The sequence below is a fragment of the Burkholderia sp. RF4-BP95 genome (assembly GCF_001521985.1).
Lineage (GTDB): Bacteria > Pseudomonadota > Gammaproteobacteria > Burkholderiales > Burkholderiaceae > Burkholderia > Burkholderia diffusa.
In genome coordinates this window covers 20,380-33,998 of the sequence record NZ_LOSX01000005.1, presented here as the reverse complement: position 1 = coordinate 33,998, position 13,619 = coordinate 20,380, and the positions used below count along the sequence as shown (strand labels likewise).

Genomic DNA, 13,619 nt, shown 5'->3' with positions numbered 1-13,619 from the left:
GAGGAGAAAGAAACATGTTGCTGATCGAATGTCCGTGGTGCGGGCCGCGCGCCGAATCCGAGTTCACGTGCGGCGGTGAAGCCGACATCGTGCGCCCGGTTGCGAACGAGAACATGACCGACCGCGAATGGGGCGAATACGTGTTCATGCGCGAGAACAAGCGCGGTATCCACCGCGAGCAGTGGCTGCACACGCAGGGCTGCCGCCGCTGGTTCAAGGTCACGCGCGACACGGTGACCTACGATATCAAGGGCTACGAAAAGTTCGGTGGCGCAGCCGCCGGCAACGCACACGAAGAGGGCACGAGCAAATGAGCCAGAAAGACCGCCTCGGCACCGGTGGCCGCATCAATCGCGCGATTCCGCTGACGTTCACGTTCAACGGCCGCACGTATCAGGGCTTCCAGGGCGACACGCTCGCGTCCGCGCTGCTCGCGAACGGCGTGCACTTCGTCGCGCGCAGCTTCAAGTACCACCGTCCGCGCGGGATCGTGACGGCGGACGTCGCGGAACCGAATGCCGTCGTGCAGCTCGAGACCGGCCCGTACACGGTGCCGAACGCGCGCGCGACCGAGATCGAGCTGTACCAGGGCCTCGTCGCGACGAGCGTGAACGCGGAGCCGTCGCTCGAGAACGACAAGTACGCGATCAACCAGAAGTTCTCGCGCTTCATGCCGGCCGGCTTCTACTACAAGACCTTCATGTGGCCGCGCAACATGTGGCCGAAGTACGAGGAGAAGATCCGCGAGGCCGCCGGCCTCGGCAAGGCGCCCGAGGTGCTCGACGCCGATCGCTACGACAAATGCTACGCGCACTGCGACGTGCTCGTGGTCGGCGGTGGCCCGTCGGGCCTCGCCGCCGCGCATGCGGCCGCGACGGCCGGCGCACGCGTGATCCTCGTCGACGACCAGCGCGAACTCGGCGGCAGCCTGCTGTCGTGCCGCGCGGAAATCGACGCGAAGCCGGCATTGCAGTGGGTCGAGAAGATCGAGGCCGAACTGCGCAAGCTGCCCGACGTGACGATCCTGTCGCGCAGCACCGCGTTCGGTTATCAGGACCACAACCTCGTGACGGTCACGCAGCGCCTGACCGATCACCAGCCGGTGTCGATGCGCAAGGGCACGCGCGAGCTGCTGTGGAAGGTCCGCGCGAAGCGCGTGATCCTCGCGACCGGCGCGCACGAGCGTCCGATCGTGTTCGGCAACAACGACCTGCCGGGCGTGATGCTCGCCGGCGCGGTGTCCACCTACGTGCATCGCTACGGCGTGCTGCCGGGCCGCAACGTGGTCGTGTTCACGAACAACGATCGTGCATACCAGGCCGCGCTCGACCTGAAGGCGTGCGGCGCCAAGGTGACGGTCGTCGATTCGCGTGCGTCGTCGAGCGGCGCGCTGCCCGCGGCCGCGAAGCGGCAGGGCGTGACGGTGATGAGCGGTGCGGTCGTGACGGCTGCTTCGGGTAAGTGGCGCGTATCGTCGGTCGACGTCGCGTCCTACACGAACGGCCAGACCGGCGGCAAGCTGCAGTCGCTGCCGTGCGACCTCGTCGCGATGTCGGGCGGCTTCAGCCCGGTGCTGCACCTATTCGCGCAGTCGGGCGGCAAGGCGTGCTGGAACGACGAGAAGGCCTGCTTCCTGCCGGGCAAGCCCGTGCAGGCGGAAGCGAGCATCGGCGCGGCCGCTGGCGAGTTCGGTCTCGCCCGTGCGCTGCGGCTCGCGGTCGACGCGGGCGCCGAAGCGGCGAAGGCAGCGGGCTTCACGGCCGCGCAGCGCCCCATCGCGCCGCAGGTCGCGGAAACCGTCGAAGGCGCGCTGCAGCCGTTGTGGCTCGTCGGCAGCCGCGAGGCCGCCGCACGCGGGCCGAAGCAGTTCGTCGACTTCCAGAACGACGTGGCGGCCGCCGACATCCTGCTGGCCGCGCGCGAAGGCTTCGAGTCGGTCGAGCACGTGAAGCGCTACACCGCGATGGGCTTCGGCACCGACCAGGGCAAGCTCGGCAACATCAACGGGATGGCGATCCTCGCGCAGGCGCTCGGCAAGACGATTCCGGAAACGGGCACGACGACGTTCCGCCCGAACTACACGCCCGTGTCGTTCGGTACGTTCGCGGGCCGCGAGACGGGCGACTTCCTCGACCCGATCCGCAAGACGGCCGTGCATGAATGGCACGTCGAGCACGGCGCGATGTTCGAAGACGTCGGCAACTGGAAGCGGCCGTGGTATTTCCCGAAGAACGGCGAAGACCTGCATGCGGCCGTGAAGCGCGAATGCCTGGCGGTGCGCAACAGCGTCGGCATCCTCGACGCGTCGACGCTCGGCAAGATCGACATCCAGGGTCCGGACGCGGTGAAGCTGCTGAACTGGATGTACACGAACCCGTGGAACAAGCTCGAGATCGGCAAATGCCGCTACGGGCTGATGCTCGACGAAAACGGGATGGTGTTCGACGACGGCGTGACGGTGCGCCTCGCCGACCAGCATTTCATGATGACGACGACCACCGGCGGCGCGGCGCGCGTGCTCACGTGGCTCGAGCGCTGGCTGCAGACCGAATGGCCCGACATGAAGGTGCGGCTCGCGTCCGTCACCGATCACTGGGCGACGTTCGCGGTGGTCGGCCCGAAGAGCCGCAAGGTCGTGCAGAAGGTGTGCCAGGACATCGACTTCGGCAACGACGCGTTCCCGTTCATGAGCTACCGGAACGGCACCGTCGCGGGCGCGAAGGCGCGCGTGATGCGGATCAGCTTCTCCGGCGAACTCGCCTATGAAGTGAACGTGCCGGCCAATGCGGGCCGCGCGGTGTGGGAAGCGCTGATGGCGGCCGGTGCCGAGTTCGACATCACGCCGTACGGCACCGAGACGATGCACGTGCTGCGCGCGGAGAAGGGCTACATCATCGTCGGCCAGGATACCGACGGCTCGATCACGCCGTACGACCTCGGGATGGGCGGGCTCGTCGCGAAGTCGAAGGACTTCCTCGGCAAGCGTTCGCTGTCGCGCTCCGATACGCAGAAGGAAGGCCGCAAGCAGTTCGTCGGCCTGCTGACCGAGGACGAACAGTTCGTGCTGCCGGAAGGCGCGCAGATCATCGCGAAGGACACGCAGGTGTCGGCGGTCGATCCGACGCCGATGATCGGCCACGTGACGTCGAGTTATTACAGCCCGATCCTGAAGCGCTCGATCGCGCTGGCGGTGGTGAAGGGCGGCCTGAACAAGATGGGCGAGAGCGTCGTGATTCCGCTGGCCAACGGCAAGCGCGTCACCGCGAAGATCTCGAGCCCGGTTTTCTACGATACCGAAGGGGTGCGCCAGCATGTGGAATGAAACCAGAAACCAGTCGCAAGTGGCGGGCGCGGGCGTGACGCTTGAATCGCCGTTCGTCGGCGCGGCCGATGTGCTGAAGCCGCACCAGGCGCGCGCGTCGAAGAAGTTCATGCTGCGCGAGCGGGCGTTCCTCGATCTCGTGAACGTGCGCGGCGAACTGAGCGACCCGGCATTCGTCAGCGCGTTCGAGCGCGTGGTCGGCTGCCGGCCGCCGTCGGCACCGAACACGGTGGCGCGCGGTGCCGAGTACGACGTGCTGTGGCTCGGTCCCGACGAGTGGCTCGTGCGTTCGAACGGGCCCGTGCAGGCGGGCGTGCTCGAGGCGCAACTCGCGGAGGCCGTGCAGGGTTCGTATGCGGCGGCCGTCGACGTCGGCAGCGGCTACACGGTGGTCGAGGTCAGCGGCGAACGCGTGCGCGACGTGATCGCGCGCGGCTGCCCGCTCGATCTGCATCCGCGCGTGCTCAAGCCGGGTCAGTGCGCGCAGTCGCATTACTTCAAGTCGCCGATCACGCTGATCCCGACCGGCGACGATACGTTCGAGATCGTCCTGCGTCGCAGCTTCGCCGACTATTTCGTGCGCATCATGCTCGACGCCGCGGCGCCGCTCGTATCATGAAGCCGTTCGACGAACCGTTCGTGGCGATCGACGCGCCGCGCCTGCGCGGGCGTGGCTGGAGCGTGTTCGTCGACGAACTGAAGGTGCCCGCGCGGATCGGCATCCACGCGCACGAGCACGAGGCGCCGCAGCCGATCGTGATCGATGCGCGGCTCGGGTATCGCTGCGAGCCGAGCGAGCAGGGCGAGTGGATCGACTACGACGGCTACTGCGCACGCGTCGCGTCGTTCCTGTCGCACAAGCCGCATACGCGGCTGCTCGAAACGCTCGTCGCCGATCTCGCGGTGATGTCGTTCCGCGAATGGCCCGCGCTGGAATCGCTGACGCTGTCGATGTACAAGCCGAAGATCCGGCCGGGGACGAAGCGCGTCGGCGTGTCGCTCGACTGGACGCGTGGGGATTACCTGCGGTGGACGGGAGCGGCGGGGCAGCTGTGACGGGCTGAGCAGCCCATATCGTTTCAAGGCGGCGCGTCATGACGAAGTCACGACGCGCCGTTTCCCGTCCATGCGATGACCGAAACGCGTTTGCTGCCCGCGAAAACGCAGCATTTCATCGAGTTTCTGCGTGCGCATTTCGCGCGCGAGTGATGGCCGGTCGGTGTGTAACGTCGCGCGTCCTGCCGCTTCAGGATCGCACGTGCGGTGTGCAGTGCGCTTACTTCGCGTTGCGGCTCGCGGCGGGCGCCGCGGTCGACGGATCGCTGACCGGCACCATGCGCGCGTTCGTATCGTTCGCGCTCTTCGCGCCGTCTTCGGGTTCGAGCACGAAGCGGAACGTGTCGACCCGCTGCATCACCTTCGCCGCATACGCATTCGATCCGCCGTAGCTTTTCAGCCCGGCCTGCACGTTGCCGCCGGCCGCCCGCACATAGCCCGACAGGATCTTCGAGCCGGCTTCGACGTTCGCATTCGGTTCGGTCAGGTCTTTCACGTTGCGCAGCATGCCGCGGTGCGCAGAAGGCACCACCTGCATCAGCCCGGTCGCGCCATGCTGGCCGCGCGCCTTTTCCTGGAAGCGCGATTCGATCGAGATGATGGCGTAAACGAGTGCCGGAGGCAGCGAATATTTCGTCGCGGTCATGCTCACGATATCGGCGAGCTTCGCGGCGCGCTCTTTCGCGACACCGAATTTCTTCGTCAGGTAGGACGTGATGCGGCGGTTTGCTTCGTTGGGCTGATCGTTCGCGAGCGGGGCGGAGGCCTCGGCCGGCGCGGATGCGGCCGCTTCGGGCGCGGAGGCAGGCAATGCGGGCGCCTGCTGCGCCGAGGCCTGGTGCGCGATGCCGAGCGAAAGCACGATCAGCCAGAGAAACCGTCGTCGCATGGTGGAGTGCGGGGAAATGAGAGGCGCATAGTATATCGGCCAATCGTCGGACGTGTGCGAGCGCGGGCTTGAATGAAAGCGTGATGTAGGCTTTTGTCGGCGCGTGCTCCGGACAGACTCGATCGTTGCGCCAACACGTATCGGAGTCCGGATGAAGCGCGGCCGGATTTTCTCTCGCGTCCCTCATTTCATGCACGGGATAGCGATCGCGGATGCGTGCTACGCCCGCCGCGCGCTCGCCACCCGTGCAAGCGCGCCGATCGCATCGCTGACCAGCACCGCGAGCAGCCCGACGATCACGCCGCCTTGCAGCACGAACGCCGTGTTCGACGTCTGCAGGCCCGCGATGATCACGTCGCCGAGCCCGCGCGCGGCGACCGTCGACCCGATCGTCGCGGTGCCGAGATTAATCACGACCGCGAGCCGGATTCCGTTCACGATCACCGGAAACGCGAGCGGCAGCTCGACCGACACCAGCTGTTGCCAACCGCTCATCCCCATCCCGCGCGCGGCGTCGACGACATCGCGCGGCACGTCTTCGAGCCCCGCGATCGTGCTCTCGAAAATCGGCAGGAGCCCATACAGAACGAGCGCGATCAGCACGGGTTTCAACCCGAAGCCGACGGCCGGCACCGCGAGCGCGAGCACCGCGACGGGCGGAAAGGTCTGGCCGATGTCGACGACGCTGCGCGCAACCGGCAGGAAATCCGCGCCGGACGGCCGCGTCACCGCGATGCCGGCCGCGACCGCGACCACCGTGCCGATCAGGCTCGACAGCGCGACGGTGCCGAGATGCGCGAGCGTGAGGTCGAGCAGGCTCGCGCGATCGTAGATGACTGGCGCGCCGTTGTCCGCGAACGGCGCGAACACGCCCTGCAGCCACGCGGGGCGCAACAGCAGCACGAGCAGCAGCGCGAACGCGGCCGCGCGCGCGACATGCGCGGGCAGCCGCTGCGGCAGGGGCGAACGCGCGAGCCGCGTCGTCATGCGGGTTTTCTCGCGTGTGTGCGGATCGCGTCGAACGTGATGCGGCGCGGCGCATCGCGCCCATTGCCGTCATCGACCGGCAATGCGTCCGCTCCGCGCCACAGCAGCTCGGACACGGCGTCGCGCAACGTGCGCGTCGCGGCGATCGGTTCGCCCTCGGCGTGACCGGGCTCGGCGACCGCGTCGATCGGCGTCAGCGCGAGCAGGCGCAGCGGCCGGTCGACGCCGGCGACGAGCTGCTCGACGACACCCGCGGCCGGCTTGCCGAGAATCTCGGCCGGCGACGCGACCTGCAGCAGCCGTCCGCCGTCCATCACCGCGATCGTGTCGCCGAGTTTCAGCGCTTCCTCGATATCGTGCGTGACGATCACGACCGTGATGCCGAGGCGGCGCTGCAGCGCGTACAGATCGTCCTGCGCCTTGTTGCGGATGATCGGGTCGAGCGCGCCGAACGGCTCGTCCATCAGCAGCATCGCGGGCTCGGCCGCGAGCGCGCGCGCGACGCCGACGCGCTGCTGCTGGCCACCTGACAGTTCATGCGGCAGCTTGTCCGCGAATTCGGCCGGTGCGAGATGAAACAGGTCGAGCAGTTCGCGCACGCGCGCGTCGATGCGCTCGGCCGGCCAGCCGAGCAGGCGCGGCACGGTCGCGATGTTGCGCGCGACGCTCCAGTGCGGAAACAGGCCGTGCCCCTGGATCACGTAGCCGATGCGCCGCCGCAACTGCTCGGGCGGCACGCTCGCGATGTCGACGCCGTCGATGCGGATCGTGCCGGCGGTCGGCGCGATCAACCGGTTGATCATCCGCAGCAGCGTCGACTTGCCGCTGCCCGATGCACCGACGAGCGCGGTGATCGTGCCTTGCTTCATCGTCATCGATACGTCGTCGACGGCGACGACGTCGCCGAAGCGTTTGCCGATGCGTTCGATCTCGATCATGCGGTACGTCCCTTCGCGAGCGTGGTCGCGGCTTCGAACACGACGGCGGCCGCCAGCGCGAGCGCGATCGTCGGGATCGCGCCGAGCAGCACGAGATCGGCGGCCGATTGCCCGATCCCCTGGAAGATGAAGGTGCCGAAGCCGCCGCCGCCGATCAGCGCGGCGACCGCGGTCAGCCCGATGTTCTGCACGAGCACGATGCGCACGCCGCTCAGGATCACCGGCAATGCGAGCACGAGGTCGACGCGCAGCAGCCGCTGCGCGCGCGTCATGCCCATCGCGCGAGCCGCTTCGGTCACGTGCGGCGGCACCTGCTCGAGTCCGACCACGACGCTCGACGCGATCGGCAGCAGCGAGTACAGAAACAGCGCGAGCACGGCCGGCGCGACGCCGATCCCGCGGACGCCGAGCGCGGCCGCGAGCGGCACGTGCGCGGCGAGCAGGCCGAGGGGCGCCATCATCAGCCCGTACATCGCGATGCTCGGAATCGTCTGCACGATATTGAGCACCGGCATCACGACGGTGCGCACCGGTGCGGCCCGCGCGCACGCGATGCCGAGCGGCAGGCCCGCGACGAGCGCGGCCGCGACCGACCCGCCCGCGAGCGACACGTGCCGGATTGCCTCGCGCCAGAAGTCGTCGCTGCGCACCGCGTATTCGCGCATCACGGACAGGCCGTCCCACCAGCCGCTCGCGAGCGGCAGCGATATCGCTGCAATCGCGACGACGAGTGCGACGAGGCGGTGCCACGGGCCGAATGTGAGCCGCGCGAGTGCGTCGGCCACCAGCACGGCCCACGCGAACAGCAGCAGCCAGACGCCTGCCGCGGGCGACACGCGTGCGAGCACGTCGTCGGGGGCGACGACGTGCGTCGCCGCGGCGCCGACTGCGTAAGCCAGCGTCGCGAGCCACGTGCAGCCGGCCGCGAGCCGCCATGCAGGACGGCTCGCCGTCATCGCCCACAACGCGCCGACGACCCACAACGCGGCGAGCGCGGCCCCCTGCACGGCGGGCAGCGCGGCGAACGCCGACAGCCCCGTGCCGGCCGCGATGCGGTTCGGCCGAAGCACCATGAACGGCATGCCGAATACCGCCACGATCGTCAGGACACCGATCAGGATGCCGACCTTGTCGAGCGTGACGCGCCGCGCGGACGGCACCGCGCGACCCGTCACTTGACGAAGCCTTTCGACTTCAGGTAGCTCTTTGCCACGCCGGCGGCCGGTTCGCCGTTGATCTGGATGCGCGCGTTCAGCGTCTGCAGCGTCTTCAGGTCTAGGCTTGCGAACACCGGCTTCAGGTATTCGGCGATTTGCGGATGCGCTTTGAGCACGACTTCGCGAATCACCGGTGTCGGCGCGTAGACGGGCTGCACGTGCTTGTCGTCGTCGAGCACGACGAGGCCGCTCGACGCGATCCCGCCATCCGTGCCGTACACCATCGCCGCGTTCACGCCGTCGGTCTGGTTCGCGGCGGCCTTGATCGTCGCGGCCGTGTCGCCGCCCGACAGCACGACGAGCTGCTCCGGTTTCAGCTTGAAGCCGTACGCCTTCTCGAACGACGGCAGCGCGGACGCGCTGTTCACGAATTCGGCCGACGCCGCGAGCTTCAGCTTGCCGCCGCCCGCGATCCACTTGCCGAAATCGGAGAAAGTCTTCAGGTGTTGCGCTTGCGCGACCGGCGCGAGCACGGCGACGCCCCACGTGTTGTTCGCGGGCGCCGGTTCGAGCCAGACGAGATGGTTCGCCGCATAGTCGAGCTTCTTCGCGGTGTCGTAGCCCTGGCTCGCGTTCTTCCACAGGGGATCGTCGGCCTTGTTGAAGAAGAACGCCGCGTTGCCCGTGTATTCGGGGTAGATATCGATCTCGCCGCTCGTGAGCGCCTTGCGCACGATCGGGGTCGTGCCGAGCGCGATCTTTTCGGTGACGGGGATGCCGTGGGCCTTCAGCACCTGTGCGATGACGTTGCCGAGCAGGTTGCCTTCGGTGTCGATTTTCGACGACACCACGACGGGCGTGTCGGCGTGCGCGCCGGGTGCCACGACAGCGGCGGCGAACGCGAGGCCCAGGATTCGGGCGGGCAGGGCGAGCTTCATCGGGGCCAATCTCCAGAACGGGGACGTTACGCCGAAAGTTACTTGACTGAGTCGGCTTTGGCAAACCATGTGAGGCGGCACGTCCACAGCGCGCGTGGGGGTAACCCGCACGCGTCACGCGCCGTTGTTACACTAGAACGCATTCCCGCCTGTGGACAATTGCTGACATGAAGCCTGAGCTGCTGGTCCTTATCGCGCTGCGCGACGACGCGCAGCGCCAGATCGCCGCGTCATACGACGTCCATCATGCACCGACCGCCGACGAACGCGCGCGCGCGATCGCCGAACACGGCAGCACGATCCGTGCGGTGTTGACCAACGGCAGCACGGGCCTCACTGCCGCCGAAATCGATCGTCTGCCGCAGCTCACGTTCGTCAGCGCGCTCGGCGCGGGCTACGAGCACATCGATGTCGCGCATGCGAAGGCGCGCGGCATCACCGTGGTGACGGGCGCGGGCACCAACGACGATTGCGTCGCCGATCATGCGTTTGCGCTGCTGCTGGCGGCGGTGCGCAACGTCGTGCAACTCGATGCGAACACCCGCGCCGGCGTATGGCGCGATGCGCTGCAGATGCCGCCGAACGTGTCGGGCAAGAAGCTCGGCATCGTCGGGCTCGGCAAGATCGGCGAGAAATGCGCGCGGCGCGCGGCCGGCTTCGACATCGAGATCGGTTATCACAACCGTTCCGCGAAGGAGGTTCCGCATCGCTATTTCGACCGTGTCGATGCGCTCGCGCAATGGGCCGATTTCCTGATCGTCGCGACGCCGGGCGGCGCGGGCACGCGTCATCTGATCGATCGCACGGTGCTCGACGCGCTCGGCCCCGGCGGCTTTCTCGTGAACGTGTCGCGCGGCAGCGTTGTCGATACCGCTGCTTTGGCGGATGCGCTGCGCGAGCGGCGCATCGCGGGCGCCGGTCTCGACGTGTACGAAGGCGAGCCGGAGCCGCCGCGCGCGCTCACGGCGCTCGACAATATCGTGCTGACGCCGCACATGGGCGGCTGGTCGCCGGAGGCGCTCGATCGTTCGGTTCAGCAGTTTCTGGACAACGCCGCCCGGCATTTCGCGGGGGAGCCGGTGCTGACGCCGGTGTGAGCGGGGCGGCGCCGGGTGCGGAAGGCGAAAGGGGTGAAAGGCGCACCGGCACGAAGTTGAACCGGCCCCGCCAACAAGAGAAAAAATTGCGTCGCGGCCGCGAATTCAGTGCTGTGAAATGCGCGTCAGCATGGCTGACGCGATCGCGTTGCCGATGAAGAACGGCGCCGTGCGACGGTGAAGCAAAGTCGCACGGCGCCTTCGGTGCGTTCCGCTCGGCGTCACACGCATGCGATCGGGAGCGATCGCATGCGCATGGCGGTCAGTCGTGCCGATCGACCGCGCCGGCTCAGGACGAAACCAGCGGCACCGTCACGGACGTGCCGGCCGGATCGAGCGCGAGCCCCGTGCCCGGTGTCGGCCGCAGCGTCGCCTCGTTGTCGCTCGACAGCACGACGAGGCCGAGCTTGTGACCCGCTTCGAGCTTGTAGTCGCGCGGCATGAACGTCAGCTTCAGGTCATACGGCATCCCAGGCAGTACGGGCTGCGAGAACCAGTCCGACACGCGATTGCGCGGATCGGTCCATGCCCGCGTGACGATCGTTGCAGAGCCATCCGGGGAGCGGTCGACCAGCAATGCCGTCACGTTCGCGACGCCGGTGAAGGTCAGCCGCACGCGTGCGGTCGCGGTGCCCGACAGGCGCGTCGCGGCCGCGAACGGCGCCGTCTCGAAGCGGCTGCGATGCTCGCCGGTCGCGGCGTTCGCCAGCGTGAGCGCGGGGATCGACGCATCGTCGGTGAAGCGCGCGAGCGGACCGCCGCTCGGCAGCCGCAACAGCGTGCCGGTGCCCGCGCCGTCGCCGCCCGCGAAGTACGCGACCGGCGTGGCGTGCCGCGCGGCCCAGTCGGCTTCCTTCAGCAGGGTGCCGTCGGCCTGCTCGACCACCGCGCGCGAATCGCGTTCGACGCCGTTGTCGACGCCGATCAGGTAGCGCGTGAACCAGCGGTTCACTTCGGCGGTCCATGCATCGGCCATCGCCGGCACGCGGGTCGGGTCGGTGTGCTTCAGGCGGTGCAGCCACAGCTGCGTCGGCACGCCCTGACGCCGCATCGCCAGATACCACGACGTCGACTGGTCGACGCGCACGTTGTCGTCGGTCAGCCCCTGCGCGACGAGGGCCGGCGCGACCGCCTGTGCGGTCGGAATGTCGCGTGCGGCCCAGAACGCCGAATAGTCGCCCGTCTTGCGGTCTTCCTGCTGCAATGCCTCGTCGATCAGGTGCGTGCAGCGCTCCGGATGCGCGTTGGTCAGCAGCGCCTTGATGTAGACGTCGACGTCCTCGCCCTGATAGCCCTCCGGCGCGCGCACGAGCCCGCCCGAGCGGTAATAGCCGTACATGTTCGACAGGCCGGCGATCGGCACGATCGCGTCGAGCCCGCGCGTGCGCAGGCTCGCGACCATCTTCGGCAGCGTGCCGTCGTACGACACGCCGTACATGCCGACGTGACCCGTCGACCAGTTCGCGACGACCGGCTTGCCGCTCGCATCCTTCGCGGCGGCATCGCGGCCGAGCCAGCGGATCACCGACGCCATCGCGACGGATTCGTCGCGCGTGAGGATCGTCGGGCAGCCGTCGGAACCGGCGGTGCCGAGCGAATCCGCATAGACGATCGTGAAGCCGCGCGGAATGAAGTAGCCCTCGATCCACGAACGGCCGGCCGCGGCCGCCTCGAGCTGCTGCAGCATGCGCGTTTGCGGCGCCGCGGCCATGATGCGCGCGGAGGCGCCGGTGGCTGCCGCGGCCGCAGTGGTGGCCGGATGCGGGGTGCCGTCGAGTTCGACGTCGACGTCGTGGTTCGGGCTGTCGGCGAGCCCTGCATAGTACGGGCTTGCGAGCACGATGACCGGCGTGCGTGCGCCGTTGGCGGTTTCCGACGGACGCACGATGCGCACGTGAATGCGGTCGCGCGTGCCGTCGCCGTCGGAGTCGACCGGCGTGTCGACCCACGCGTTTTCCTCGATCGTGCCGCCGGATAGCGACGGCTGCACCTGACCGTTGGCGATCACCGGCTTGTAGCGCCCGCCGCTGGCGGGATTCGCGTACGGGACGCCGGACGGCGACACGCGTCCTTGCGCATTGTCGCCCTGCTGATCCTGGTTTTGCCCTTGACCTTGCGCGAGCGCGGACACGCCCGCCACGCTGCCGCCGTCATCTCCGCCGCACGCGGCGAGCGTCGCGGCTGCAACGAGCGCGGGTAGCCATGCGCGGCGCGATCCTCTGAAATGAAATTGCATTGCCGACCTCGTTCTTTTGATTGTGTGGATACGACCGTTCCGCGATACGCCCCCTGCGGGCCGGGCCGATTACTGCATGCGACGACAAGAAAACCGCACCATCGGACAACGCCGTGCGATATGTGCCGGCTGGAAAGCAGCGGCTTCATACGGCACGTCATGCAGGACTGCAAAGTAAATGTGCGCATGCCGCGCGTCCTTCCAGGTGAGACGGAACGACATCATTCGATGAGACGGGGATGTTGCGAGCTGCGGTGCTGCGCTGCGGAAAAACACGACGCGACGCGCGTGCGGCGACGGAATGAAACGGATCGGCGGTTTCGGCCGCGCCGCGCATCGTGATGGCTTGCCGGTTCGCGTTTGCTTTCCGGAAGCTTGCGCAAAAGTTATCTCAGTGAAAACGGCGTGTCAAACTTTTTTAACTGTGAGTAAAAAATATTTGAAGCGCCGTCGATGCGGCGCGTGGGGTGTGCTGGCGGTGCGTGTGTTCGGCGATGCGCCGGCCGCCGCTTCGCGCTGCATCGGCCGATGCAAAACGGGCGATGACGAATCGTCTTCGCCATCGCCCGCTCGCTGGTGCTTTCAGCCTTCGTTCCATTCATGAACGCCGGTGAGGTCACCCGTCGTCGGCCTTCGCCTGCAGATCCTTCAACCCTTGAATCACGACCAGCAGCGCGCGCCCGTGCTCGTCGGAGCCATCCCAGGCGTCGACGATCGCGTCGCGCAGCAGGTCGTTGTACCGGCGGCGCGCCGGGCCGGTATCGACGCCATAGAAACTGCATAGCTTGTTGAATGGCGCGCTGCGTCGCAGCCGATGCCCGTTCGATAGCCGAAGGCGCGACACGGTCGGCTGGCTGACGCCGGAAAGCCGCGCAATTTCGCTGGACGAGCGCGTGTCCGCCATCAGACGGCGTAACAGGTCTTGTACAGGAAAATCGTGGTCCGGGGCTTCCATGCGATGCATTATACCTATACAGTTACGGTTGTTGAATGGGCTTG

Annotated in this window: 13 protein-coding genes and 1 pseudogene; 7 read left to right on the top strand and 7 right to left on the bottom strand. The window is 67.8% G+C overall.

The genetic code is table 11. From position 1 onward, the window contains the following. Nucleotides 1–14: 14 nt before the first annotated feature. The 5 genes and pseudogenes from WS46_RS00365 to WS46_RS36265 all read left to right on the top strand — a co-directional run. The gene (locus WS46_RS00365; RefSeq protein WP_059534095.1) at nucleotides 15–314 is read left to right on the top strand and encodes a sarcosine oxidase subunit delta; all 300 of its coding nucleotides are present in this window, start codon (nucleotides 15–17) and stop codon (nucleotides 312–314) included. Next, the gene (locus WS46_RS00360) at nucleotides 311–3,322 is read left to right on the top strand and encodes a sarcosine oxidase subunit alpha family protein (RefSeq protein WP_059688982.1); all 3,012 of its coding nucleotides are present in this window, start codon (nucleotides 311–313) and stop codon (nucleotides 3,320–3,322) included. The genes WS46_RS00365 and WS46_RS00360 overlap by 4 nt, the downstream gene beginning before the upstream one ends. Further along, nucleotides 3,312–3,941 carry a sarcosine oxidase subunit gamma gene (locus WS46_RS00355; RefSeq protein ID WP_059534099.1) on the top strand — a complete coding sequence of 210 codons (630 nt, stop codon included), beginning with the start codon at nucleotides 3,312–3,314 and terminating at the stop codon, nucleotides 3,939–3,941. Before WS46_RS00360 ends, WS46_RS00355 begins: the two co-directional genes overlap by 11 nt. Further along, nucleotides 3,938–4,378, top strand: coding sequence for a dihydroneopterin aldolase (locus tag WS46_RS00350; protein ID WP_059452158.1), 441 nt, complete (start codon nucleotides 3,938–3,940; stop codon nucleotides 4,376–4,378). Before WS46_RS00355 ends, WS46_RS00350 begins: the two co-directional genes overlap by 4 nt. 48 nt (nucleotides 4,379–4,426) lie before the next feature. Beyond that, a pseudogene (locus tag WS46_RS36265) lies at nucleotides 4,427–4,531 on the top strand (LysR family transcriptional regulator); the annotation flags it as partial. A 67-nt stretch (nucleotides 4,532–4,598) separates the two neighbouring features. On the opposite strand, the gene WS46_RS00345 reads toward WS46_RS36265, so the two are convergent. The 5 genes from WS46_RS00345 to WS46_RS00325 form a co-directional block, all read right to left on the bottom strand. After that, entirely contained in the window at nucleotides 4,599–5,267 is a 669-nt protein-coding gene (locus WS46_RS00345; RefSeq protein ID WP_059688981.1) for a lytic transglycosylase domain-containing protein, read from the bottom strand. A gap of 219 nt (nucleotides 5,268–5,486) precedes the next feature. Then, complete coding sequence (locus WS46_RS00340; RefSeq protein ID WP_059688980.1) at nucleotides 5,487–6,254, bottom strand: ABC transporter permease; 768 nt, start codon at nucleotides 6,252–6,254, stop codon at nucleotides 5,487–5,489. Then, nucleotides 6,251–7,192: an ABC transporter ATP-binding protein gene (locus WS46_RS00335; RefSeq protein WP_059688979.1), complete on the bottom strand. Its 942-nt coding sequence runs from the start codon at nucleotides 7,190–7,192 to the stop codon at nucleotides 6,251–6,253. Before WS46_RS00335 ends, WS46_RS00340 begins: the two co-directional genes overlap by 4 nt. After that, entirely contained in the window at nucleotides 7,189–8,367 is a 1,179-nt protein-coding gene (locus WS46_RS00330) for an ABC transporter permease (protein ID WP_059688978.1), read from the bottom strand. Before WS46_RS00330 ends, WS46_RS00335 begins: the two co-directional genes overlap by 4 nt. Beyond that, nucleotides 8,364–9,287: an ABC transporter substrate-binding protein gene (locus tag WS46_RS00325; RefSeq protein WP_059534109.1), complete on the bottom strand. Its 924-nt coding sequence runs from the start codon at nucleotides 9,285–9,287 to the stop codon at nucleotides 8,364–8,366. The genes WS46_RS00330 and WS46_RS00325 overlap by 4 nt, the downstream gene beginning before the upstream one ends. 167 nt (nucleotides 9,288–9,454) lie before the next feature. On the opposite strand from WS46_RS00325, the gene WS46_RS00320 reads away from it, so the two are divergent. After that, complete coding sequence (locus WS46_RS00320; RefSeq protein WP_059688977.1) at nucleotides 9,455–10,384, top strand: 2-hydroxyacid dehydrogenase; 930 nt, start codon at nucleotides 9,455–9,457, stop codon at nucleotides 10,382–10,384. Nucleotides 10,385–10,673: 289 nt separating this feature from the next. On the opposite strand, the gene WS46_RS00315 is transcribed toward WS46_RS00320, so the two are convergent. Further along, entirely contained in the window at nucleotides 10,674–12,620 is a 1,947-nt protein-coding gene (locus WS46_RS00315) for a Xaa-Pro dipeptidyl-peptidase (protein WP_059688976.1), read from the bottom strand. 301 nt (nucleotides 12,621–12,921) lie between these two features. Between WS46_RS00315 and WS46_RS34935 the strand changes: the two genes are divergently transcribed. Beyond that, nucleotides 12,922–13,224: a hypothetical protein gene (locus WS46_RS34935; RefSeq protein WP_156443051.1), complete on the top strand. Its 303-nt coding sequence runs from the start codon at nucleotides 12,922–12,924 to the stop codon at nucleotides 13,222–13,224. Nucleotides 13,225–13,236: 12 nt separating this feature from the next. Here WS46_RS34935 and WS46_RS00310 read toward each other — a convergent pair whose 3' ends face one another. Beyond that, nucleotides 13,237–13,575, bottom strand: a complete 339-nt coding sequence (locus WS46_RS00310) for a helix-turn-helix transcriptional regulator (RefSeq protein ID WP_044844401.1) — start codon at nucleotides 13,573–13,575, stop codon at nucleotides 13,237–13,239. Nucleotides 13,576–13,619 lie beyond the last annotated feature (44 nt).

Bases quoted from the DNA above. Each gene is read 5' to 3' on its own strand.
- WS46_RS34935 (WP_156443051.1), top strand. From the start codon at position 12,922: ATGAAACGGATCGGCGGTTTCGGCCGCGCCGCGCATCGTGATGGCTTG.
- WS46_RS00350 (WP_059452158.1), top strand. From the start codon at position 3,938: ATGAAGCCGTTCGACGAACCGTTCGTGGCGATCGACGCGCCGCGCCTG.
- WS46_RS00345 (WP_059688981.1), bottom strand. From the start codon at position 5,267: ATGCGACGACGGTTTCTCTGGCTGATCGTGCTTTCGCTCGGCATCGCG.
- WS46_RS00335 (WP_059688979.1), bottom strand. From the start codon at position 7,192: ATGATCGAGATCGAACGCATCGGCAAACGCTTCGGCGACGTCGTCGCC.
- WS46_RS00340 (WP_059688980.1), bottom strand. From the start codon at position 6,254: ATGACGACGCGGCTCGCGCGTTCGCCCCTGCCGCAGCGGCTGCCCGCG.
- WS46_RS00365 (WP_059534095.1), top strand. From the start codon at position 15: ATGTTGCTGATCGAATGTCCGTGGTGCGGGCCGCGCGCCGAATCCGAG.
- WS46_RS00360 (WP_059688982.1), top strand. From the start codon at position 311: ATGAGCCAGAAAGACCGCCTCGGCACCGGTGGCCGCATCAATCGCGCG.
- WS46_RS00320 (WP_059688977.1), top strand. From the start codon at position 9,455: ATGAAGCCTGAGCTGCTGGTCCTTATCGCGCTGCGCGACGACGCGCAG.
- WS46_RS00310 (WP_044844401.1), bottom strand. From the start codon at position 13,575: ATGGAAGCCCCGGACCACGATTTTCCTGTACAAGACCTGTTACGCCGT.
- WS46_RS00325 (WP_059534109.1), bottom strand. From the start codon at position 9,287: ATGAAGCTCGCCCTGCCCGCCCGAATCCTGGGCCTCGCGTTCGCCGCC.
- WS46_RS00355 (WP_059534099.1), top strand. From the start codon at position 3,312: ATGTGGAATGAAACCAGAAACCAGTCGCAAGTGGCGGGCGCGGGCGTG.
- WS46_RS00315 (WP_059688976.1), bottom strand. From the start codon at position 12,620: ATGCAATTTCATTTCAGAGGATCGCGCCGCGCATGGCTACCCGCGCTC.